General features: G+C 49.5%; 20 protein-coding genes. 6 read left to right on the forward strand and 14 right to left on the reverse strand.

All coding sequences use genetic code 11. The features are described 5' to 3' along the window. Positions 1-4 precede the first annotated feature (4 nt). The 6 genes from IOQ59_RS13205 to IOQ59_RS13230 form a co-directional block, all read right to left on the reverse strand. Entirely contained in the window at positions 5-553 is a 549-nt protein-coding gene (locus IOQ59_RS13205) for a MerR family transcriptional regulator (RefSeq protein ID WP_193953847.1), read from the reverse strand. 106 nt (positions 554-659) lie between these two features. Beyond that, the gene (locus IOQ59_RS13210) at positions 660-1,034 is read right to left on the reverse strand and encodes a hypothetical protein (protein ID WP_193953848.1); all 375 of its coding nucleotides are present in this window, start codon (positions 1,032-1,034) and stop codon (positions 660-662) included. An 82-nt stretch (positions 1,035-1,116) separates the two neighbouring features. Further along, on the reverse strand, positions 1,117-1,797 hold the full coding sequence (locus IOQ59_RS13215; RefSeq protein ID WP_307727006.1) for a haloacid dehalogenase type II: 681 nt from the start codon (positions 1,795-1,797) through the stop codon (positions 1,117-1,119). A 137-nt stretch (positions 1,798-1,934) separates the two neighbouring features. Further along, positions 1,935-2,279: an antibiotic biosynthesis monooxygenase family protein gene (locus IOQ59_RS13220; RefSeq protein ID WP_193953850.1), complete on the reverse strand. Its 345-nt coding sequence runs from the start codon at positions 2,277-2,279 to the stop codon at positions 1,935-1,937. 147 nt (positions 2,280-2,426) lie between these two features. Beyond that, positions 2,427-3,560: a pyridoxal-phosphate-dependent aminotransferase family protein gene (locus IOQ59_RS13225; RefSeq protein ID WP_193953851.1), complete on the reverse strand. Its 1,134-nt coding sequence runs from the start codon at positions 3,558-3,560 to the stop codon at positions 2,427-2,429. Positions 3,561-3,624: 64 nt separating this feature from the next. Next, positions 3,625-4,320 carry a hypothetical protein gene (locus IOQ59_RS13230; protein ID WP_193953852.1) on the reverse strand — a complete coding sequence of 232 codons (696 nt, stop codon included), beginning with the start codon at positions 4,318-4,320 and terminating at the stop codon, positions 3,625-3,627. Positions 4,321-4,639: 319 nt separating this feature from the next. Between IOQ59_RS13230 and IOQ59_RS13235 the strand changes: the two genes are divergently transcribed. Next, on the forward strand, positions 4,640-4,807 hold the full coding sequence (locus IOQ59_RS13235) for a hypothetical protein (RefSeq protein WP_193953853.1): 168 nt from the start codon (positions 4,640-4,642) through the stop codon (positions 4,805-4,807). A gap of 113 nt (positions 4,808-4,920) precedes the next feature. On the opposite strand, the gene IOQ59_RS13240 is transcribed toward IOQ59_RS13235, so the two are convergent. From IOQ59_RS13240 to IOQ59_RS13255, 4 genes are all read right to left on the reverse strand, one after another. Then, a complete protein-coding gene (locus IOQ59_RS13240) occupies positions 4,921-5,418 on the reverse strand; it encodes a universal stress protein (RefSeq protein ID WP_193953854.1) in 498 nt (165 codons plus the stop codon). 78 nt (positions 5,419-5,496) lie between these two features. Further along, positions 5,497-6,840: a TRAP transporter large permease gene (locus IOQ59_RS13245; protein WP_193953855.1), complete on the reverse strand. Its 1,344-nt coding sequence runs from the start codon at positions 6,838-6,840 to the stop codon at positions 5,497-5,499. 15 nt (positions 6,841-6,855) lie between these two features. After that, on the reverse strand, positions 6,856-7,413 hold the full coding sequence (locus IOQ59_RS13250) for a TRAP transporter small permease (protein ID WP_193953856.1): 558 nt from the start codon (positions 7,411-7,413) through the stop codon (positions 6,856-6,858). 85 nt (positions 7,414-7,498) lie between these two features. Next, positions 7,499-8,503, reverse strand: coding sequence for a TRAP transporter substrate-binding protein (locus tag IOQ59_RS13255; protein WP_193953857.1), 1,005 nt, complete (start codon positions 8,501-8,503; stop codon positions 7,499-7,501). Positions 8,504-9,160: 657 nt separating this feature from the next. Between IOQ59_RS13255 and IOQ59_RS13260 the strand changes: the two genes are divergently transcribed. The 3 genes from IOQ59_RS13260 (at position 9,161) to IOQ59_RS13270 (ending at position 12,108) form a co-directional block, all read left to right on the forward strand. Beyond that, positions 9,161-9,754, forward strand: a complete 594-nt coding sequence (locus IOQ59_RS13260; protein ID WP_193953858.1) for a helix-turn-helix domain-containing protein — start codon at positions 9,161-9,163, stop codon at positions 9,752-9,754. A gap of 637 nt (positions 9,755-10,391) precedes the next feature. After that, positions 10,392-11,732 (forward strand): NAD(P)/FAD-dependent oxidoreductase, encoded by a 1,341-nt coding sequence (locus tag IOQ59_RS13265; protein ID WP_193953859.1) that lies wholly within the window; start codon positions 10,392-10,394, stop codon positions 11,730-11,732. Positions 11,733-11,742: 10 nt separating this feature from the next. Beyond that, the gene (locus IOQ59_RS13270) at positions 11,743-12,108 is read left to right on the forward strand and encodes a cupin domain-containing protein (protein WP_193953860.1); all 366 of its coding nucleotides are present in this window, start codon (positions 11,743-11,745) and stop codon (positions 12,106-12,108) included. Positions 12,109-12,381: 273 nt separating this feature from the next. On the opposite strand, the gene IOQ59_RS13275 is transcribed toward IOQ59_RS13270, so the two are convergent. From IOQ59_RS13275 to IOQ59_RS13290, 4 genes are all read right to left on the reverse strand, one after another. Continuing rightward, positions 12,382-13,764, reverse strand: coding sequence for an L-serine ammonia-lyase (locus tag IOQ59_RS13275; protein WP_193953861.1), 1,383 nt, complete (start codon positions 13,762-13,764; stop codon positions 12,382-12,384). Between the two features lie 127 nt (positions 13,765-13,891). Beyond that, positions 13,892-15,145 (reverse strand): serine hydroxymethyltransferase, encoded by a 1,254-nt coding sequence (gene glyA / locus IOQ59_RS13280; protein ID WP_193953862.1) that lies wholly within the window; start codon positions 15,143-15,145, stop codon positions 13,892-13,894. 17 nt (positions 15,146-15,162) lie between these two features. Next, positions 15,163-15,618, reverse strand: coding sequence for a GlcG/HbpS family heme-binding protein (locus IOQ59_RS13285; protein ID WP_193953863.1), 456 nt, complete (start codon positions 15,616-15,618; stop codon positions 15,163-15,165). Positions 15,619-15,742: 124 nt separating this feature from the next. Beyond that, a complete protein-coding gene (locus IOQ59_RS13290; RefSeq protein ID WP_193953864.1) occupies positions 15,743-16,879 on the reverse strand; it encodes an aminotransferase class V-fold PLP-dependent enzyme in 1,137 nt (378 codons plus the stop codon). 358 nt (positions 16,880-17,237) lie between these two features. Here IOQ59_RS13290 and IOQ59_RS13295 point away from each other — a divergent pair, with 358 nt between their 5' ends. Further along, complete coding sequence (locus IOQ59_RS13295; RefSeq protein WP_193953865.1) at positions 17,238-18,887, forward strand: electron transfer flavoprotein-ubiquinone oxidoreductase; 1,650 nt, start codon at positions 17,238-17,240, stop codon at positions 18,885-18,887. Between the two features lie 413 nt (positions 18,888-19,300). After that, positions 19,301-21,490 carry a bacteriohemerythrin gene (locus IOQ59_RS13300; RefSeq protein WP_193953866.1) on the forward strand — a complete coding sequence of 730 codons (2,190 nt, stop codon included), beginning with the start codon at positions 19,301-19,303 and terminating at the stop codon, positions 21,488-21,490. Positions 21,491-21,765: the final 275 nt, after the last annotated feature.

Here is a 21,765-nt window from a genome sequence, read left to right on the forward strand (position 1 = left end):
AGCATCACTCCTGTGTGGCGGGGCGTGTCCACTCTGCTTGTGAGCAGCGACGAATGTAAGCAATTTCGTCGCTGTCTATATTAAGCGATTCCAAAAAATCCTGATGTGCTTCCGGCAGGCTGCGTTCGAACTCAACATGCCACTGCCGCATCGCCGTTTCATCCATTCCTGTTGCTTCAAGAATCGCGACCCATTGAGCTTTATCCATTGTACGGCTGTTCCGCAGTGCGGATGCTTTTCCAAGTATTTTTAGTACCCGCTGTTGTTGTTGCCGAAGCTGGCCAATTTCATGATTGAGGTTGGCCAGATGTTGTTCCAGTAACGCGGTGGACTGACTGTTGGCTTCATTAAGCAAGCAGGCAATTTCTTCCAACGGTAAGCCAGCGTCTTTATACAGCGTGATTTGTTCCATGCGCTGCATATCCTTCTGTGTATACATCCGGTAGTTGGCGTTGCTGCGGGCGGAGGGTTGCAGCAGGCCGATCTTATCGTAGTAGATCAGTGTGCTACGCGATAATTGGAATTGCTTCATCAACTGGCCGATGGTGTACATGAATCATTGTCTCTTCTTCACATGAGATCTTCGGATGCATGGCCGACAGCGCGTATGCAGGCCATACATCCTTCTATTATCGCCAACTCCGTTATGTGCGTGGCGCTTATTTTACGAGCGTTGCATCGTACTGGCGGATAACGCCCTTAGCATCGTCAACTAAATCCTTATTCTGATCTAAAAACGTCGCCCAGTTTGCTGTGGTATCGGCATCAACGCGTTGTGACATGATGCGCACAAATGCTGCTGTGAGTGGATAGTCAAATTTATCCGTAGCACCGAGGCTGGTGGCATAAGATTGAATTCCGTCACAGGTGCGTTGAAGGGCGATATCCAGAGAATAGCGATTGAGATAGAGCCAGCAGATTCGCATATGGCCTTTGTGGTCAAATAGTTCAGGCGACAGGCTTAGATCTTCAAATGCGGAGATGAATGCTTCGTCGTTAAGTGGTGATGGGGTAGGGCATGTGGTGGCGTTCATAGTGACCTCTAAGCCAGATGTTGTGGGATCAGTGTATTGATGCGCTCAACATAAGGCTTGAGGTTATAGTAAGGTCAACAGGTTAGTCGATAATATTGCTTTTCAGTTCGGTCAGGTTGCTGACGATCGTTGTGGGTTCGATACCCCATGGATCAAAGATGGCATTGGGGGAGCGTTTTACCCAGGCAGCGTTCATACCTGCGGAGATGGAGCCAATGACATCAAACGGGTTGCTGGATATGAGCCAGGCCTCTGCGCCAGTCACGCCGCTTTCGCGCATGAAGTGGCTGTATACACCCGGATTGGGCTTGAATGACTTCATGTCGTCCACGCTCACCACCCCGTCGAAGAATTCGCGGATGCCCGCTGCTTGCAGTAGAGTTTCAACCGCATCCGCGCTGCCGTTGGAAAACGCGAACAGTTTGCAGCCTGCATTTTTCAATTCGGTCAGTCCACTTTCAACGTCATGGAAGGCGGGCAGGGTGCGGTATACCGCAAGTAGTTCACTTTTCTGGGCGTCAGTGAATTGGGTTTGGCAAAACTGATCGGCATAGTTAAGGGCGTCGCGGGTGACCACTGCAAAGTTTTCGTAGTTCTGCATCAGCCCTCGGCGGAATGAATATTCCAGTTGTTTATCGCGCCATGTCTGAGAGAAGGATTGAGCCTTTCCATCATCGCCGAGAAGCTCGGTGAGTTTGCCGACGACCCCATGGGTATCGATAAGTGTGCCATAGACATCAAATGCTAATGTTGGGGCCATCATCTGTTCCTGAAACGGTTGAGCTAAATTGTTGTGTAGAATCCACCTATTCGAAGAGACATAGGTGAATTACCACTGCCTGTGCTGATGCGCAGAATACCATCAGACTACAAGCGTAAGGTTGCAATAGGAATGGCTATTCAGTCGAGTGCCGTCACTGAATCTGCCGGGGCTTCTGCGCGTACATCAAGGCTGTAATCACGCACAACGCTGGCAACACGGATGCGGTAGTTTTTGAAAAGCTCCAGTTTACCTTGTTGTTGAGCGCAGCGGTGTTCAAACAAATTTCGCCATACACGGATGGCTTCTTCATCGCGCCAAAAAGAGAGACTGAGGATCTTACCTTCATCGTTTAGGCTTTGGTAACGGTCAATGGAGATAAAACCATCGCGATCTTCAAGAAATGTGCGCAAATTAGCCGCGATCTCTAGATACTCTTTTTTGCCTTCCGTAGTTGGCCAAACTTCAAAGATAACCGCAAGCATAAAAACTCCTGAGCAAATTTAAACAAAGCTGACAGGAAATATAGGCGAAATTTTGGGATAGGAATAATGAATATTCCAGAAAGGGGTGTTCTGAATATGGAATATAACGTTGCTACCGAGGACACGGTAACAACGTTGGTGTTTGGTTTAGGCGTCTACTACGTTGGTGAGTGCTGTTTCCAAGGCTGCGACTGTGCCGTCAATGTCGGTCAATTTATCCAGCCCGAACAGTCCGAGTCGGAAAGTCTGGAAGCCTTCAGGTTCGTCGCATTGCAATGGCACGCCTGCTGCAATTTGCAGGCCTTCTGCGACAAACATCTTACCGTTCTGGATCTCTGCATCGCCAGTGTAGCTCACAACAACCCCCGGTGCCTGAAAGCCTTCAGCGGCGACGCTCTGTATGCCTTTGCTGGCCAGCAGGGCACGCACACGATCTCCCAATGTTTGCTGAGCATTGCGGATGTTATCGAATCCTAGTGCTTCGGTTTCTTTCATAACATCGCGGAAGCGGGTCAGGGAGTCCGTTGGCATCGTGGCATGATAGGCATGCGCACCGCCTTCATAGGTCTCCATAATCTGCAGCCACTTCTTCAGATCACAGGCGAAGCTGCTGCTGGTGGTATCGTCGATCATCTGACGGACGGTTTCGTTCATCATCACGAGGCCACAGCAGGGGGAGCCACTCCAGCCTTTTTGTGGTGCGCTGATCAGGATGTCGACGCCAGAGGCTTCCATATCCACCCACAACGTACCGGATGCAATACAGTCGAGGACAAAGATACCGCCCACTTCATGGACAGCATCAGCCACGGCGCGGATGTAGTCATCAGGCAGAATCATGCCGGATGCGGTCTCGACATGCGGCGCAAACACCATATCAGGACGTGCAGCTTTGATCGCAGAGACGACCTCTTCGATGGGTGTCGGCGCAAAAGGCGCAGTCGCGTCATCTGATGTTTGGCGGGCCTTAAGGACAATCTCTTCAGATGGGATTTTTCCCATTTCGAAAATCTGGCTCCAGCGGAAGCTGAACCAGCCGTTGCGGATAATCAGGCACTTGCGGTTATTCGCAAACTGTCGGGAGACCGCTTCCATTGCAAAAGTGCCGCTGCCAGGTACAACCGCCACGGAGTGGGCGTTATACACCTGCTTCAGTGTGGATGAGATGTCCTTCATGACACCCTGAAAAGCTTGGGACATATGGTTCAGCGAGCGGTCGGTATACACCACTGAATACTCGAGCAGCCCCTCAGGGTCCACGTTTGGCAGTAGTCCTGGCATGATAGTCCTCCGAAATCGTAGTTCTTAGTCTTGCGGAAACGGCAAGATCTGATGTGCAGTCAGATCATGCTGTCAGTAGATGGTGAATCAGGCATCGGCGCTGCCACCAGTCACTGCCACGCAGTATCTGGTTGATCGCGTCGATTTCGCGCACGGTGCCGTATTCTGCTGCCGGCGCAGTGCTGTGAATATGAGGTAGCAAGTGGCTGAACTGCTGGCGACAAGCCTGATGGTATTCCGCGTAACTGTTCAGGACGGATTTGCCCTGAGTATCAGCAATCACATTGCGTAAAACATCATTCATCGGGAATACGGGCAGCGGCGGGCAGAGGTAGTAGAGCAACCAGCTAGAGGCTTCCTCTTGATAGCCGGTGCCAAACACGTCATTTGCCGCACGCTCAACCAGCTTGATTGTGAGCTGATGCTTTTCGTCGTGGGTCAGGTGTTCAAATTCCTGCCATAACGGCTGCAGGTGCGCACGGACAAATGCATCCAGATCTGAAGCCATGCGTGTACGATCAACCCCCGTTGGGGGTAGATCGGCCGCTTGCCAAAGTATGTTGATGTAGGTTTTATCGACCAGCGTGCGGCCAGCATTCAGCCACTCAAATCTAGAGGCGTGCTCCAGGCTGCCGTACATAATTGTCAGCAGGCCATTTTCGCTGCTGCGCGCATCGTAACCGCTGCCAACCTGCTGGCTAGGCGTGTTCCAGTCTGAGTGCTGGAGCGAGGGGGTCTGAATATCGATTTGGGTGTTCATTGTTCCTACTCTCATCAACTTTTGACGATCAGATAAGCACTATATGAATCGTGGCCGTCAGGACCAAGCGCCAGTGAATAGGTCGATTTAGGACCAGACTGAAAAAATATTGTGTGATATTTGTACAGAGCTGCTCTGAAAATAGTCTTTAGTTTTAATGGGTTATGTTTTATATTTCTTTTGGTTATTAATAATTAGTTTTTTATTCGTTTACAGTTTGTGCGGATTCTCTATACTGGCTCCATCGTTAATTAATAACTGGCCCCATCCGAACCGCTAAATGGTTCGTCATTGGCCCTAACCTGTAAGAGAGGCGAATATGTTGGCTCAAGCTGCGGTACAACCATCGGTAACTGTTCGTAACCCTGTGCAAGCTGTAAAAGTGTGCGCAACTGTAAAACAGGAAAAGCCAATGATGCGGGAAGTGCCAAAAGCGCAGCCGAAGGTCGAAGAGCCTCGTTACGATTTCGTAGGTATCGCGGGTTAAGCGATAACTGTAGATTCGGTTTCCCGAATCGCGTTCTGTCTCCATAAAAAAAGCCCCGTCTCTTGTGAAACGGGGCTTTTTTGTTGTCCGGCTTTAATTCGGAGTCGAAGAGGTTAACCCTCTTTCTCTGGAAGCGGGACGATCAATACAGGGATGCGGGAGCGATTCAGTACGTTCTTTGCGACGCTGCCGAGGAAGGTATGCATGATCCCTTTCTCGTGCGTACCCATAACAATGATGTCTACATCTAACTCCTTCGAGTATTTGATAACGGTCTCTGCAGGATAGGCTTCGACAACATTGATGGATTTTATCTGTTTACGTACGTCGGATTCGTCTTTATAGAGCTCATCCCAGAAGTGTTCCTGTCGCACCATCAGTTTATCTTCTGCACGGTGTACGCGTTCTTTCAAAATATCATGACGGCTCTTTGAATCCATCACGTAGGTCTGGAAGGTGATTTTCGCGTCGCTGGAAAGCTTCTCTACCACATGCAGGATATGAATCTCTGCACCGGTTTTCTTAGCCAGATAAGTTGCCTGTTCAAATGCAGCTGTAGAGCCTTTAGACAAGTCAGTGCTGTAAAGAATTTTGCGGATTTCAGGTAGCATAATCTTAATTCCTGATTGAGCTATTTGAGCAGTCCGCACCTGAGAGACAGGTGCGGACTAAGCGAAGTCCCTGTTTATCTAATAGCCAAATACGCGTGGCAGGAACAGAGAGATCTCTGGGAAGAACGCGATAATAAATACGGCGATTGTCGAAACCAATGCAAATGGCAATGCTTTCACCGTAACCTCTTCCAGTGAGATGTTCGATATACCGGAGGCGACGAACAAGTTCTCACCCAATGGCGGTGTCGCGAAGCCTATCGACAAACTACATACCATGACGATACCGAAGTGAACCGGATCGATACCCAGGTTATAGGTCACAGGTAGCAATACAGGCGTCAGGATCATGATCGCTGCCAGGGTTTCCATAAACATACCCACGAACAGCAGGAATGCGATGATCAGGAACCAGATCAGGTAGATGTTATCCGTCAGGCTCAGCATCGATTCTGCAACAATTGCAGGAATCTGATTCTCTACCAGCAAGCGACCAAATACGGTTGCTGTGAACAGGATCAATAGCACGCGACCAGATAGCCATGTCGTGGTTTCCAACGAACGGAACAGATCTGCCCAAGTCAGCTCCTTATGGATAAATACGCCGACAAACAGGGTGTAGAAGATCGCAACAATCGCAGACTCTGTTGGTGTAAAGAAGCCGGAATAGATACCGCCCAAAATAACCAATGGTGCCATGACAGACCAGAAGCCAGTACGGAACGCTTCAGCGATATGTTTGAAATCCCAACCTTCTGCGGTGCCTTTGTAACCCAGGCGGCGACAGCGGATATAGTTCAGCGTCATCAGGCTGATAGAGATTACCAGACCTGGCAGTACGCCTGCGATAAACATCTTAGTGATGGATACGCTCTGGAACTCACCGTGTTTCGCGACTGCTTCCATCGGTACGCTCAGACCAATCGCAGAGATACCAAAGATAACCATCGGAATGGACGGTGGGATAACGATACCCAGGCCTCCTGAGGATGCGGTAATTGCAGAAGCGTAGCCTTTATCGTAACCGCGTTTAACCATCGCAGGGATCATCAGCATGCCTACCGCTGCAGTGGTTGCAGGGCCGGAGCCGGAGATCGCGCCAAAGAACATGCATGCCAATACGGTTGCAGCGGAGATGCCGCCAGTTACCGGGCCTGCGAAACTTTCAGCGAGCGTTACCAAGCGTTTGGATATACCTGCAGCCTCCATTAATGCACCCGCAAGGATGAAGGAGGGTAGTGCCATCAGCGGGAATGAGCCCACTGACGTAAATGCAATCTGGACGAACTTAATAGGGTTCTGTTCGAGATACAGAAAAGATGATAGTGCCGCGACCCCAAGTGCTACTGTCACGGGTGCGCCCATCACCAGCAGGACCAAAAAGGACCCGAATAAAATGAGTACAATAGATGATTCAGCCATTGACCTGCTCCTGGATTATGCGGCGTCTTTTTTCTTATCTTCGTCGATATCGTGGTCCATTAACTCTTCCAGTTCCTGAGAGTCAGGGTCACGGATGTCGATGCCTTTAACCAGTTTGTAGTAGTTCACCTGGATGATGCGAATCGTCATAAGTGCAAACGCAATCGGTAAGATCAGATAGATATACTTCATCGGTATACCCAGCGTCTGAGACTTCCAAAACAGGTTCATACGGTTGAAAACAAAGTCGTAAGCCAGATAGACGAAGTAGCAGTTGAAGCCAATCCAGATCAGATCGGATAAAACTTCCAGAATGGGTGGTAACCATGCTGGCATCAGTTTGTATTGGAATGTTACCCGGTTGTGAGCGGCAAGTTTGGCGGCGTAACTGGCACCAAAGAACACAAACCATACAAACATATATACGGAAAGCTCTTCACTCCAAGAGAAGGAGTAGCCAAATAACTGGCGCGAGACAATCTGAGCAAACAGCAGTGTGACAAACATGGCCAGCAGCGTGCGACAGATATAGCTTTCAATATTATCGAGGAATTTAAAGATTTTACTGCCCATGTGGCTATCTCCCGTAAAGATCTATGCACCCGAGGACGGGTGCATAGACTGGATGGATAAAAACTCCGGTTTAAAGAATTAAACCTTAGATTTCATCACGACCCAGAGAGCGCAGCAGTTCGTTCACTTTGCCTTTACCGCCTACAGATTCGTAGAACTTAGGCCATACAGCGTTCTGAGCGCGCTTCGCCCATTCAGCTTCGTCCTGCAGAGAGTCGATCTGCATGCCGTACTTGCTCACCAGCTCTTTCTTGATGGTTGCTTCCTGGTCTTTCAGCCACTGCAGGCTGTAAGCGGTCGCTTCAGTACCCGCTGCCAGAATTGCCTTCTGAGTTGCTTCGTTCTGATCCTGGAACAGGGATTCAGAAATGATCAGAGGCTCCAGCAGGAACAGGTAATGCAGGTCAGTGATGTACTTCTGTACTTCACCAAACTTCATCGCGTAGATAGTGGTGTATGGAGTGTCCTGACCGTCAACAACGCCCTGTTGCAGAGCTGTGAAGGTTTCAGACCAAGCCATAGGCGTAGGGTTGTTGCCCCAAGACTTGTAGGTATCGATCATGATTTCGTTTTTAGGAACACGAACCACGACACCGTCCAGGTCAGCCAGCTTCTGGATAGGCTTCTTAGAGTTACTCAGTACACGGAAGCCGGAGTAAGTCCAGCCTACGATACGAACACCGGAATCACGAATGGTGTTCTTGATGAGTTCTTCACCAACAGGCCCTTCAACAGTCTTCTGAGCCTGATCCAGGTTTTCGAAGATGTATGGCAGGGACAGAATACCCAGAGTAGGGGAGAAAGGAGCGAGGTTGTTACTTGCCAGGATGGAAAAATCCAGTGTGCCGATCGCTGCATCGTTCACAGTATCCTGCTCGGAACCCAGCTGACCATTCAGGAACAGCTTAGCGGAATGTTTACCGTCGGTGTTCTTCTGCAGAGCTTCAATGAACTTGAGGCCTAACGCTTCCTGTGCACTACCGCCGCCGTCACCTACAGCGATATTCCAGTTTGCTGCCATGGTGCTTGCAGAGAAGACCAAGCCAGCGGTCAGGGAAAGTACTTTTGCGATCTTATTCTTATGTGTCATAAGTAACTCCTGAAATTTTTGATCCACCCATCCTTAGACGGGTGGGAGAGTCATGGTGGTCAACCTGGGCTGACCGACCCGCAAACGTTGAAGTGGAATGTCTCTGTATAAGCAGACGGTCACATCTCAGGCTCCCGGGCCATCATCACTCCGTGAAAATCTGTTTCTTGTTATCTGCCAGGGTTGCCAGCAGGTTTCAGAATCTCAGCGTGATAATGCTATACATACTCAACCCATGAGATTTTCTTTTTTAGGACCAGCTTTCCGCATGGAGTGGAGCCAGCCTGAAAGGCCCGTATTTAGGGAGCTTCAAGGGAGTTTCTAATGTAAGTACTATAGTTGAGTTCGCCCAGCTTTGAGGGGGTTCACTCTTTGGTATTACAGATAGATTCCCCTGTATTCGTTGGTTGTTGAATCTATGATCAGTCTGCGCTACTCAAAAGGGCGCCTACTCTCTCTGAATTAGTGCGCTATGTTAAATAAATGAAAGTTATAGCTAATAACCATACAATATATGAAAAATAGCGTGTTACCTTCATTACTATGATTTTGTATAGTCCCAAATGAATAACAGCTGAAGGTACAGTCAGGCTCAGTCCATTATGGACAGGTAATGTTGCCTATAAGAGGCGCAGAAATCGTTGTAGCAGGTAGTCTATGAACCAGAAAGAAAAGGATACTGCAGAGGCAGAGAACTTACGTATCGGTCGCCAGATTCGCGATCTTCGTAAAGCCAAGAAGATTACATTGACGACTATGGCAGAGAAAATTGATCGCTCTGTTGGGTATGTCAGTCAGGTAGAGCGGGGTGTGTCTGCTTTACCTATACCGGTACTACAGAAGATCTGTGAAGTTCTGAGTGTGCAGATCAGTTGGTTCTTTCATACGGATAACGAAGCCCCCGTCGATGAGCTCAATTACATCGTACGTGGTGATGCCCGCCGTAGTCTGAACTTTTCGGGAACAGGAATACGTGAAGAGCTTTTGTCGCCACGTCTGAGTGATCAGTTACAGATGATCCTTACCACCTTTGCCCCGGAAGCGGGCAGTACCGAGTCTCGCGAGCGTAAGGGTGAAGAAGGCGGCTTTGTGCAATCGGGTATGCTGGAACTCGGTGTCGGTGATAAGCGCTACCTGCTACAGGCCGGAGATAGCTTTTCCCTAACGGGTAAGGAAGCACACTGGGTACGTAATCCATCAGCGAATGAAGATGCCGTTGTTATATGGACGATAGTGGGTGGTGGGTACTGAGTGTTAACCCGGCATCGATCTTAGTTACCGCCGTGTATCCATAGACATGCTGCAGCTCTATGCAGAGCTCAACAACCTAAATAGCTGTATCGCAGATAGAAGCCGGGGATTGATCTGGTTTGCCGTCAGTGCAAATTCAGTTCTTTCCCCTTATTTTTGTATGAAATTTATACCGTTATCTTACGTCTCTGTTTTTGATTCCTGGAACCTTCGTTATCAGTCGGGGTAGGTGTCTTCTGCCAGTACTTCTACCGTCCGATGCCACGGGCTCGCGTTTCTCCTGTTCTGCTCCTTTCTTCTCACTCAAAATTTGACCTTTCATGGAAGGCGGCACGCGCCGTGCATTCTTAACAAAGGCCAGACAGGTTTTTGCTCCCAGAAAATTTTCATTTCTCATGATGTAATTAAATCTGCATTGGCTGGCTAACTGTCTGATTAAATTAGATAAAGGTTCAATAAATGGACGATTATTTCCTGTGATAAAAATCACGTAAATTTAATAAAAATGAAAATATAGTTGATAATTTCATTTGTGGGATTTATCTTTGCACTCAACAAGCCGGGTAAAGCCGAGCAAAAAAATAAAAAATTGAGTTTATGACCTCGGCGAAAGCCTGAGTCATAACAGGAGTGTGTGATGTACGATCCATTAGTGTCTGCTGATCCCGGCGGACTGTCTTATCCCGACTCTTACTGGGTAGATACAGCCGGTAATGCCCCTGATGATGACGGTCCAGTGCAGGCCGATTTTGACGTCGAAGTTGCGATTATTGGTGGTGGGTATACCGGCCTGAGTGCAGCCTATTATTTGGCGAGCGAACACGGTGTAGAAACCGCTGTATTGGAGGCCAACGGTTCCGGCTGGGGGTGTAGCGGTCGTAATGGAGGCTTTGCTCTAAAAGCGGGTGGTCGCCTTTCCTATCAGAAAATGATTAAACGCTATGGCGAAACGATGGCTCGTCGTATGTTCGATGAAATTTTTGAAGGCTTGGATCGGGTGCGTGGCCTGATCAAGGACGAAGAGATTGATTGTGACCGTCAGCCTGAAGGCCTCCTCTGGGTCGCGCATCGCCCGCGTATGATGGATGTGATCCGTTCTGAAGCCGGGTTCTTGAAGGATTTCTTCAACTACGATGTCGATATTCTTGGTGCCGAAGAGTTGAAGGCCCAGCACTTCAATAGTGATGAAGCTCACGGAGCCATGCGTTTTCGAGATGGCTTTGGCGTGCATCCGCTTAAACTGGCATACGGCTACCATCGACTAGCCCGTGCAGCCGGCGCGCGTATCCATACGAATAGCCCGGTTAAAGAGTGGTATCGCGAAGGCGATCGTCATTTGCTGGTCACCCCGGGTGGCGTGGTGCGTGCAAAGAAGGTGATCTGCGCCACCAACGGGTATACCTCACAAACATTGCATCCCAAACTGAAAGACCGTTCCTTCCCCGTGCTATCGAATGTCGTCGTGACCCGTGCATTGACGGACACCGAGCTGTCTGCGACACAGTTTGTCAGTAGTGATGTCATTACGGATACCCGAACGTTGCGTTTCTACTATCGCAAGTTGCCGGATAACCGGATCTTAATTGGCGGCCGCAGCGCGATAACCGGCGCGGATGCCGGTAATCCTAAACATAACGATAACCTGATGCGTGCACTGAAATCGAAGTTCAGCGCATTGGGGGATCTGACCTATGACTACCAATGGGGCGGTTGGGTGTGTGTGACGTTTGACGATGTGCCACATATTCATGAGGCAGAAGACAACTCCATCTATTACGCCATCGGTTATGGCGGTAGTGGTGTCACCTTTTCGGTGCAGGCAGGTATGCGTCTGGCTGAAAAGGTTGTCGGGCGTACCGAAGGCCATGACCTGCCCGTATTGACTAAACCCGCACCCAAATTTCCGTTTGCGCCGTTTCGCCGTGTAGGTCAGCGTGCGCTTTACCACTACTACTTTGCTCGTGATGAAAAACGTTAAGGAGATAGCGATGACACCCAGCTACATTGATCAGGTTGTAAATTTTGATGACCATCCCGCGCCACTCGGTGCATTTGTTACGCCACCGGATCGCCTGCTGAAAGGGGATCCAAAACAAGGCATCGTGAATTATGTCGAGGAACTGGACGGCAAATTTATTGCGGGCTTGTGGGAAAGCGAACCGGGTAAGTGGAAAGCGGTGCCAGGGCGTCGGGAGTTTTGTTACATCATATCAGGCGATGTGATCATCAGTGACGCCAAAGGTGGACAGAAGCGTTACAAAGCGGGTGATTCATTTATGTTGCCTTACGGGTTTGATGGCTACTGGGAAGTGCTGGAAACCTGCCAGAAATACTACGTTATTTTGCAAGACTAAAATCAAAGCCTCACCTGATCGAGCCAAGGATGGCTCATCTCTCTTCCGTTACTCTTTCCTTTACACGTCTCTTAGGCCCGACTGATATTTCCTATCGATCAGTCTAAGCGTGGGTCTATCCATCGAATTATCGGGTATCTCATTTAGAGTGATTAAATACCGGTGTCTACGTTGCACTTATCAGACGAATGCCAGGCAAAAAAAGACCCGGTAAAACCGGGTAAAAAGAGCGTTGGGGATCGTACCTATACAGCAACTATAAAATCGTGATGGTCAACATTCGATGACGTTGACGGCAAGTCCTCCTCGTGATGTTTCTTTGTATTTTTCTGACATGTCATGGCCCGTATCACGCATCGTGGTGATGGCTTTGTCTAACGAGACGAAGTGGGTGCCATCGCCACGAATCGCCATGGACGCCGCGTTGATCGCTTTCATGGCTGCCATGGCGTTACGTTCGATACAAGGCACCTGAACCAGCCCGCCGATCGGGTCGCAGGTGAGTCCAAGGTTATGTTCGATGCCGATTTCTGCTGCATTCTCGACTTGGGCGGGTGTGCCGCCTGTTGCCTCTGCCAGTCCCGCCGCTGCCATCGCGCAGGCAGAGCCAACTTCGCCCTGGCAACCGATTTCAGCCCCGGAAATAGACGCGTTCAGCTTGCACAAGATGCCGATCGCCGTCGCGGCCAGCAGGAACTTGATAATGCCTTCTTCGTCTGTGTTGGGGCAGAACTTGTCGTAGTAGTGCAGCACCGCTGGGATAATGCCCGCCGCACCGTTGGTGGGTGCTGTGACCATGCGGCCACCGGCCGCATTCTCTTCACTGACCGCCAGTGCGTAGAGATTGACCCAGTCCATCGCGCCCAGTGACGGGGTGATCATATCCATACGGGTGCGCTGCTTCAGGTCGCTATGCAGGGACGCTGCACGACGTTTTACCTTCAATCCACCGGGCAAGATACCTTCGTTACGGAAGCCGTTCTGGACACACTCACGCATGACCTGCCACAGATGCAGAATGCCTTCGCGGACCTCGTTTTCGGAGCGCCATGCCTTCTCGTTTTCCATCATCAGGTCGCTGATGGAGAGATCATTCTCCTCGCACATGATGAGAAGCTCTGCCGCATTACGAAACGGGTAGGGAAGTTGGGTTTCATCTTCCATAATCCGGTTCGCGCCCGCAGCGTCTTCATCCACCACAAACCCGCCACCTACTGAGTAATACACGCGGTGTGACAACGTGTGACCGTCTGCATCCCATGCGGTAAACGTCATTCCGTTGGGGTGATACGGCAAGCTGTCTTTGCGGTGATAGATCAAGTCACGTTCGACGTTAAAGTACACGTCATGCTGCGCCATCAACCGAAGCCGGTTATAGAGAGTGACTTCAGTAACGCGTGGATCAACGGTACCTGGATCGACTGTTTCCGGCGCATGACCTTCTAATCCCATAATCACCGCGGAGCCGGTGCCATGACCTTTGCCGGTCGCGCCGAGTGAGCCATAGAGTTGCGACTCGACGCGGGCAACCCGCGAGATCAGGTGGTTGTCCTGTAAGCCTTCGACGAACAATAATGCGGCCTTCATAGGGCCTACAGTGTGCGAGCTGGACGGGCCGATACCGACCTTCAGCAAGTCAAAAATACTGATAGCCATAGTGCATTCACCTTTATTGCATCCACTCGCGTACACATGCTGCGTACGTGAGCGTAGCGATATTGAGTTTACGAATAGGTGCTAACCGGCTGACGCGCAGCCGGAGCACCTGCATCAAAACTGTCGGTTAGCGATACACGGGGAAATCAGCACATAATGCAGTCACTTGCTGTTTAACCTTCTCAATGACCTCTGGGTTGCCCATGTCATCAAGAATGTCGCAGATCCAATGGGTCAACTGACGGCACTGCTCGATTTTAAAGCCTCGGCTGGTGACAGCCGGAGAACCAATACGCAACCCGCTGGTCACGAACGGCGAGTTCGGGTCGTTGGGAACGGAGTTCTTGTTGACGGTAATGTTCGCAAGACCCAATGCCGCATCTGCGTCTTTACCGGTAATGCCCTGTTTGATCAGGCTCAGCAAAAACAGATGATCATCGGTACCGCCGGAAACAACGTCATAACCTCGCTCGATAAACACGTCAGCCATGGTGCGGGCGTTGACTAATACCTGCTTCTGATAGGATGAAAACTCAGGTTCCAGTGCTTCTTTGAAGGCGACGGCTTTGGCGGCGATCACATGCATCAGCGGGCCACCCTGACCGCCCGGGAACACCGCAGAGTTCAGCTTCTTCTCAATCTCAGGGTTGGACTTCGCCAGAATCAAACCACCACGCGGGCCGCGCAGGGTTTTGTGGGTTGTGGTCGTAACCACATCGGCAATCGGCACCGGTGTTGGGTAGAGACCTGCTGCGACCAGACCCGCAATGTGGGCCATATCAACAAACAGGTATGCGCCGACCGCGTCCGCGATATCACGGAAACGCTGCCAGTCGATGATGCGGGAATAGGCGGAGAAACCGGCCACAATCATCTTCGGTTTATGTTCCTGCGCCAAACGCTCCACCTGATCGTAGTCGATCTCGCCGGTTTCATCGTTCAGACCGTACTGAACTGCGTTGTATATCTTGCCGGAAAAACTGACTTTTGAGCCGTGAGTCAGGTGGCCGCCGTGGGCGAGACTCATCCCCAGAACCGTATCACCCGGTTCACACAGCGCCATGTATACAGCGGCATTCGCCTGAGAGCCGGAGTGGGGTTGTACGTTGCAGTAGTCTGCACCGAAGAGTTCTGCTGCGCGATCGATCACTAGTTGCTCAACCGTATCGACGTGTTCACAACCACCGTAGTAACGTTTACCCGGATAACCTTCGGCGTATTTGTTGGTCAGTACCGAACCTTGTGCCTTCATCACACGTGGACTGGTGTAGTTTTCAGATGCGATCAGTTCGATGTGTTCTTCCTGACGCTGTGCTTCCTGCTCCATCGCAGTCCAAAGATCGGCATCATAACCCTGAATAGTATCGTCTTTCTTAAACATCAGTGTGTGTCCTCAGATCAGTTGCAGGCTTGCATCGGTTGGGTTTCGGTATTGATCAGTTCCAGGAAAGCATCAACGCCTGCCTGGGAAACCATCTCGTCCTGATCCGGTGTGCCGGAGCTGCAACCCACACCACCCACAATCTGGTCGTCGGCAAACAACGGAAGACCGCCAGCCACAATAGAGAAGCGGCCCTGATTACTGGTGTTGATACCAAAAGCCGGTTTGCCGGGAACACTGATCTCGCCATAGGCGCGGGTCGATTTGCGTGCAGCCGAGGCGGTAAAAGACTTGCCAATACTGATATCAATACTGGTCACGCGGGCATTATCCATGCGCTGAAACATCAGCAGGTTGCCGCTGTCATCCGTGATCGCAATGTCCATATCAACATTGATCGCTTCGGCCTCAGAGACACAGGCCTGCATGATGACTTTTGCATCGTCGAGCGTAAGTTTTGGTGCCATTTTCATCGCTTTTCACCATTTATTTTTATTTGAAAACGTTGGCCCTGGCTGCACATCAAAGGCTGTAATACAGCACTGGTGACATGCAACCAAGACGAATATGACGGGGCTTAGCTGGATGAGGTCAGGATTAACTAATGCGATCCAGAGTGTCCGCAAAGGTCTTTACGGCGGCGTCGACATCATAGAGTTTATCGAGACCGAACAGGCCAATGCGGAAGGTTTTGAAGTCAGCGGGTTCATCACACTGAAGTGGAACACCGGCGGCGATCTGCATGCCTTCGGATGCGAACTTCTGACCGTTGTGAATGGCGCTGTCACCGGTGTAGCTCACAACAACACCGGGTGCCTGGAAGCCTTCCGCGGCAACACTCTTAATGCCGCGCTCAGCCAGCGTTGCACGGACTTTGTCGCCCAATTTCTGCTGAGCCGAACGCAGTTTGTCAAAACCATAAGCTTCAGTTTCGTTCATCACTTCGCTGAAACGCGCGAGGGAGTCGGTCGGCATGGTCGCATGGTAGGCATGGCCGCCTTGCTCATAGGTTTCCATGATCTGTAGCCATTTCTTCAGATCACACGCGAAGCTGCTGCTTTGGGTGTCTTCGATCCTGGCGCGCGCGTCAGCGTTCAGCATGACCAGAGCGCAACACGGAGAACCGCTCCAGCCTTTCTGTGGTGCGCTGATCAGAACGTCAATACCGCAGGCATCCATATCGACCCAGATCGTTCCAGATGCAATGCAATCCAGAACAAACAGACCGCCGACAGCGTGAACCGCATCGGAGACAGCACGCAGATAGGATTCCGGCAAAATCATGCCAGAGGATGTTTCCACATGAGGTGCAAACACCACATCTGGTTTCTCTTCCAGAATCTTGGCTACAACCTCATCAATAGGTGCTGGGGTAAACGGCGCCAGTGATTCATCGGAGGTTTTACGGGCTTTCATCACCGTGCAGCTGGATGGGATATCACCCATTTCAAAGATCTGCGTCCAACGGTAGCTGAACCAACCGTTACGGATCACCAGACATTTCTTGTCGCTGGCAAACTGGCGAGCCACCGCTTCCATACCGAAGGTGCCGCTGCCGGGTACAACAACAGCTGACTGTGCGCCATAAACGCTTTTTAAGGTGCGGGAGATGTCGTTCATCACCGTCTGAAATGACTTCGACATATGGTTCAGGGAGCGGTCGGTATACACCACTGAGTATTCGAGCAGGCCGGACGGATCAACACTGGAACGGGTATTAGCTGTATGTATCATTGTGTTTTACATGAAATATATAATTATTTTTTCATTTATCCTGCACCAAACTATTTTTGATGGCAACCCTGTCTGTTCGTTTTTTGTGCATTTTTACTTCAATTGTAAATTCATATAAAACAATAAGTTATGTGTTTTTCGGGTCATGTATTACCTGAGCTTATTGATGGGATTAGTATATTTATCGATTAATGCTCAAAAGATGGTCATATGTGCATTTATATTCATATATGAAAAATTGACTTTATAATTTCATGTATTTATAAATTGGTGATCGCGGTTGTATTTAGACGGATTCCGAACGAGTCCTTAAGTGATACGCCTATATAAGTAGTGATAAGAATAAGAGGAGTGCATTATGGAACGCGAAGCGATGGAGTTTGATGTTGTTATAGTGGGAGCAGGGCCATCAGGCCTGTCCACTGCGTGCCGCTTGATGCAGCAAGCTCATGACCAGAATCGTGAGCTGACCGTATGTGTCGTGGAAAAGGGATCCGAAGTCGGTGCCCATATTTTATCGGGTGCAGTCGTTGAACCCCGTGCGCTGGATGAATTGTTTCCAGACTGGAAAGAACGCGGCGCACCGCTGAATACAGCTGTTACTGAAGATCAGATCTTCCTGTTAAAAGGCGCAGAAAAAGCGCAGAAACTCCCCAACTGTGTCGTACCGAAAACGATGCATAACCATGGCAACTACATCGCCAGCGTGGGGAATTTGTGTCGCTGGCTGGCGGAGCAGGCAGAAGGGCTGGGTGTTGAAGTCTTTCCGGGATTTTCCGCCGCCGAAGTGCTGTACAACGATGACGGCAGTGTAAAAGGTATTGCCACCGGCGATATGGGCATCGGCATGAACGGCGAACAGAAAGATGGTTATATGCCGGGTATGGAATTACATGCGAAATATACGGTGTTCTCCGAAGGTTGCCGTGGGCATCTGGGTAAACAATTGAATGAGCAGTTCAATTTAAGCTCTGATGCTGACGCTCAGCACTACGGATTAGGGATCAAAGAACTCTGGGATATTGATCCTGCATTACACCAGCCAGGTTTGGTGTTGCACGGTGCGGGCTGGCCGCTGACGGGTAATACCAGCGGTGGTTTCTTTCTGTACCACACGGATAATAATCAGGTCGTTGTGGGATTGATCGTTGACTTGAACTACGACAATCCGTACGTCAGCCCGTTTGATGAGTTCCAGACCATGAAGCATCATCCGGTGCTGAAACAGTATTTGGAGGGCGGCACGCGTATCTCCTACGGTGCTCGTGCAATTACTAAAGGCGGGCTGAATGCACTGCCGAAGATGACTTTTCCGGGCGGACTGCTGGTGGGCTGTGACGCAGGCACGCTGAATTTCTCCAAAATCAAAGGCACGCATACTGCGATGAAGTCGGGTATGTTGGCCGCCGAAACGATATTTGACGCTATCGTTAACGGCTGTGAGGGCGGCAAGGAACTCACGGGTTACATTGACCGCTTTGAGTCCTCATGGCTGTATGACGAGCTGTATCGCAGTCGTAACTTTGGTCCGGCGTTGCATAAAATGGGACCGATCATGGGCGGCGCATTTAACTTTGTGGATCAGAACCTGTGTAACGGTAAGCTTCCCTTTACCTTGCACGACAATCACGAAGACTACGCTCAGCTAAAACCGGCCAGTGGTTTTGCTCCGATCTCCTACCCAAAACCCGATGGTAAGATCAGCTTCGATAAACTGTCCTCGGTATTTTTGTCCAACACCAACCACGAAGAGGACCAGCCCTGTCATCTGCAGCTGGCCGATTCAGATATCCCGCTCACCCAAAATTTGCCAACGTATGCAGAACCGGCGCAACGTTTCTGTCCGGCTGGGGTATACGAAGTGATCGAAGAGGAGGGGAGTCCTCGCTTCCAGATTAATGCGCAAAACTGTCTGCATTGTAAAACCTGTGACATTAAAGACCCTGCGCAGAACATCCGCTGGATGACACCTGAAGGAATGGGTGGACCGAATTACCCGAATATGTAGTTTGAACTTTGACAGGTTGGGTCTCTATTGCTCAGACCTAGGCTGACTTCGGTTTCCAAGCCCTCATCTTTGCTTGTCATTTTTACGGCTAACGTGAAGCTTTCAGTGCTCCGTTCTCTATGTGTTTTAGGCTACTGATGAGAGTTGCACCTGTGATCATGTTCTTTACGTGGTCCACATGTTAAGTGGGCTGGCGTTGTTGAGTGTTCTCTATGATGTTAAACATATACTCCGTTTTAACGGTTGGTAACCTAGAGTTACACAACCGTTAAACTATAATGTCTAGGTGAGTCGGCTTTGCAGTGCCGAACACGCACCTTTTCCCAATAGCTGTAGTCAAAGCACCGCCTTATCAGGCATTTATTTGAGCCAAGGAAGAGCAATATCGTCAGCTAGCGGAGAGCGGATGCCTGATGGCAATGATCGAATGGAATGATGGTTTGAGTGTCGGTATTCAAGCCATTGATGATGATCATAAGACCCTGATAAAGCTAATCAACGATCTCTTTGACGCGTTAGAGCAAGGCGCGGAAGAGGCTGTATTGAGCCATACGTTCGGGAATCTCGAGCGTTACATCAGGCATCATTTTGCGCGTGAAGAAGAACTCATGATGCGGTGTAGCTTCGAATACACGGGTCGCCATGTACAGCAGCATCAGCAGTTTATTAAAGATATCGAGCAGTTAAAAAGCGCTGTCGTAACATCGTCGTCAAGGAGTGTTGCAGAAGACGTTGTGCATTATTTGTCCGATTGGTTGATAAAGCACATAGTGACAGAAGATACTAAGTTAGCTCAACTATCCGAAGAAGAAAGTTATCCGAGACGGTTTTCAGGCGTTGACAATCGTTTTAATAAACTGGCCAGTTGGTTAGCCAAGAGCGTTGCATTTAAACGCCGTATGTTGATGGTGGTTTGTATTCCCGTGTTTTCAATGCTGATATTTTGCTTGATTAATATCTGGAGTGATTTTCAACAGCTAAAAGAAGCACAAAAATTAAATGTTATTTTTGAGACGGTGAAGAGCTCATCAGAATTAATACATTTATTGCAAGCCGAAAGAGGTATGAGTGTTGGGGTTATAAATTCTGGTTTCACCAACTTTTTCTCTGACGTCGGGGATATTAGAGGGAATACCGATGCCGCCATTGATTCGCTATGGCGGCGTTATTCAGAAGCTTCGGATTCAAGACTCAAAAGTCAGGCAGAAACGGTTGCAAATTGGCGAAATGATATTGCTCAGTTAAGACGGTCGATGGACGCCCGAGCAATCAAGTCAAGTGTGCTACGTACAGGCTACACCTCGGTTATAGAAGGGCTGCTGACAATCGCGGATCAGATGATTCATGTTGAAATGCCCCATGACCTGAACAATGCAATCATCGCTAATATATCGGTGATGCATTTTAAGGAAAAGGTCGGAGTTGGGCGAGCTCTTGGTACAAAATCAATTGAACTACGCAGCGTCAACGCAGACAGTTTGCATATGTTCTTAAAGGTGTTGGGCGAACAGCGTGGTTTCATAACCACGTTCTATCGGACCGCAGTCCCGAAACAACGTGAAATGTTTAAAGAATTAGAATTCGGTGAAATATATAGAACTGCAAAAAAGGAAGAAGCGAAACTAATTGATGCATGGAGTAAACAAAATCTTAACTATTTAGATCCGATTGTTTGGTGGAAAAGTCAAACGCGTCGCATGGATGAAATTCAAGTATTGAATCGCCAGCTTTCCTCTTACCTTCAACAGCAAACATCTAACTTTGTATTAGAATTACGCCAAAATATGATGTCATTAATATTGTTGGCGGCTGTGTTAATGACTATCTCTATTACGGTATGTTTTCTTTTAGTACGCAGTGTTATCGCACCTGTCAGCCATCTAACCAAGGCGTTAACACATCTTTCTACGGGTGATCGATCAGTGAAGGTCGAAGGTATTGAGGCTAATGATGAGTTTCGTCATATGGCTTCGGCATACGAACTGTGTCGGCGTGGCTTGTTGCGCAGTGACTATGAGTATGTCCGTTCACTTATCAACGAAAGGGAGGTGATCCGCTACAAGCATCTATCGTCAATCGATATTCTCACAGGTGAATATAATCGTCGAAAGTTTACGGAATTGGCCGCGCAAGAGATTCATCGTGCTCGGCGTTATCACCGACCCATTGCGGTTCTGTTACTGGATGTTGATCACTTTAAACGGGTAAATGATTGCTATGGACATGCACAGGGGGATCTGGTGCTTAAATCCATCTGCCGGCGTGTGAGCGATCAACTGAGGAGCAGTGATACCTTAGGGCGTATTGGCGGTGAGGAATTTGCGATCATCTTACCTGAAACTACACAAGAACAATCGGTGCAGTTAGCCAAGAGGATCTGTGCAACCGTAGCTGATCAACCGTTTAAATTCCCTCCGCACGTTATCCACGTGTCAGTGAGTATAGGTTTGGTATTTGAGCATGAGATTTCCCCGTCTGTATCCTTAGATGCTCTGATGAGCCGGGCAGATACTCAGTTGTACCGTGCCAAGGCTGAAGGACGTAACCGGGTGTGCTCCGAGATGGAGGCGGCGTCAGTAGCGAAAGATAGTGTAGAAAACTAGACTCCCGTTTGGCGTGCTCGATAGTCTGGCGCTATGCATTACGTAGGCCGCGTTGTATTTAAAGGGTTAATTCTTAGATATAGCCATATCCACATGCTTTGTGGACACACGAAGCCACACCAACTCCTCCCCAAAGAAGCTGTCAAGCAGGCACCTGTGATCAGCAATTCCGTCAGAAGTAGCAGATCATGCCAAGAGAAGGCGCGACTAAATAGGACAATACGTTGTTGCTCGATGATAAAAAGAAACCAAGGGTGACCGTCAATCTGTATCCA

The sequence above is a fragment of the Pontibacterium sinense genome (genome assembly GCF_015209595.1).
Taxonomy (GTDB): domain Bacteria; phylum Pseudomonadota; class Gammaproteobacteria; order Pseudomonadales; family Balneatricaceae; genus Pontibacterium; species Pontibacterium sinense.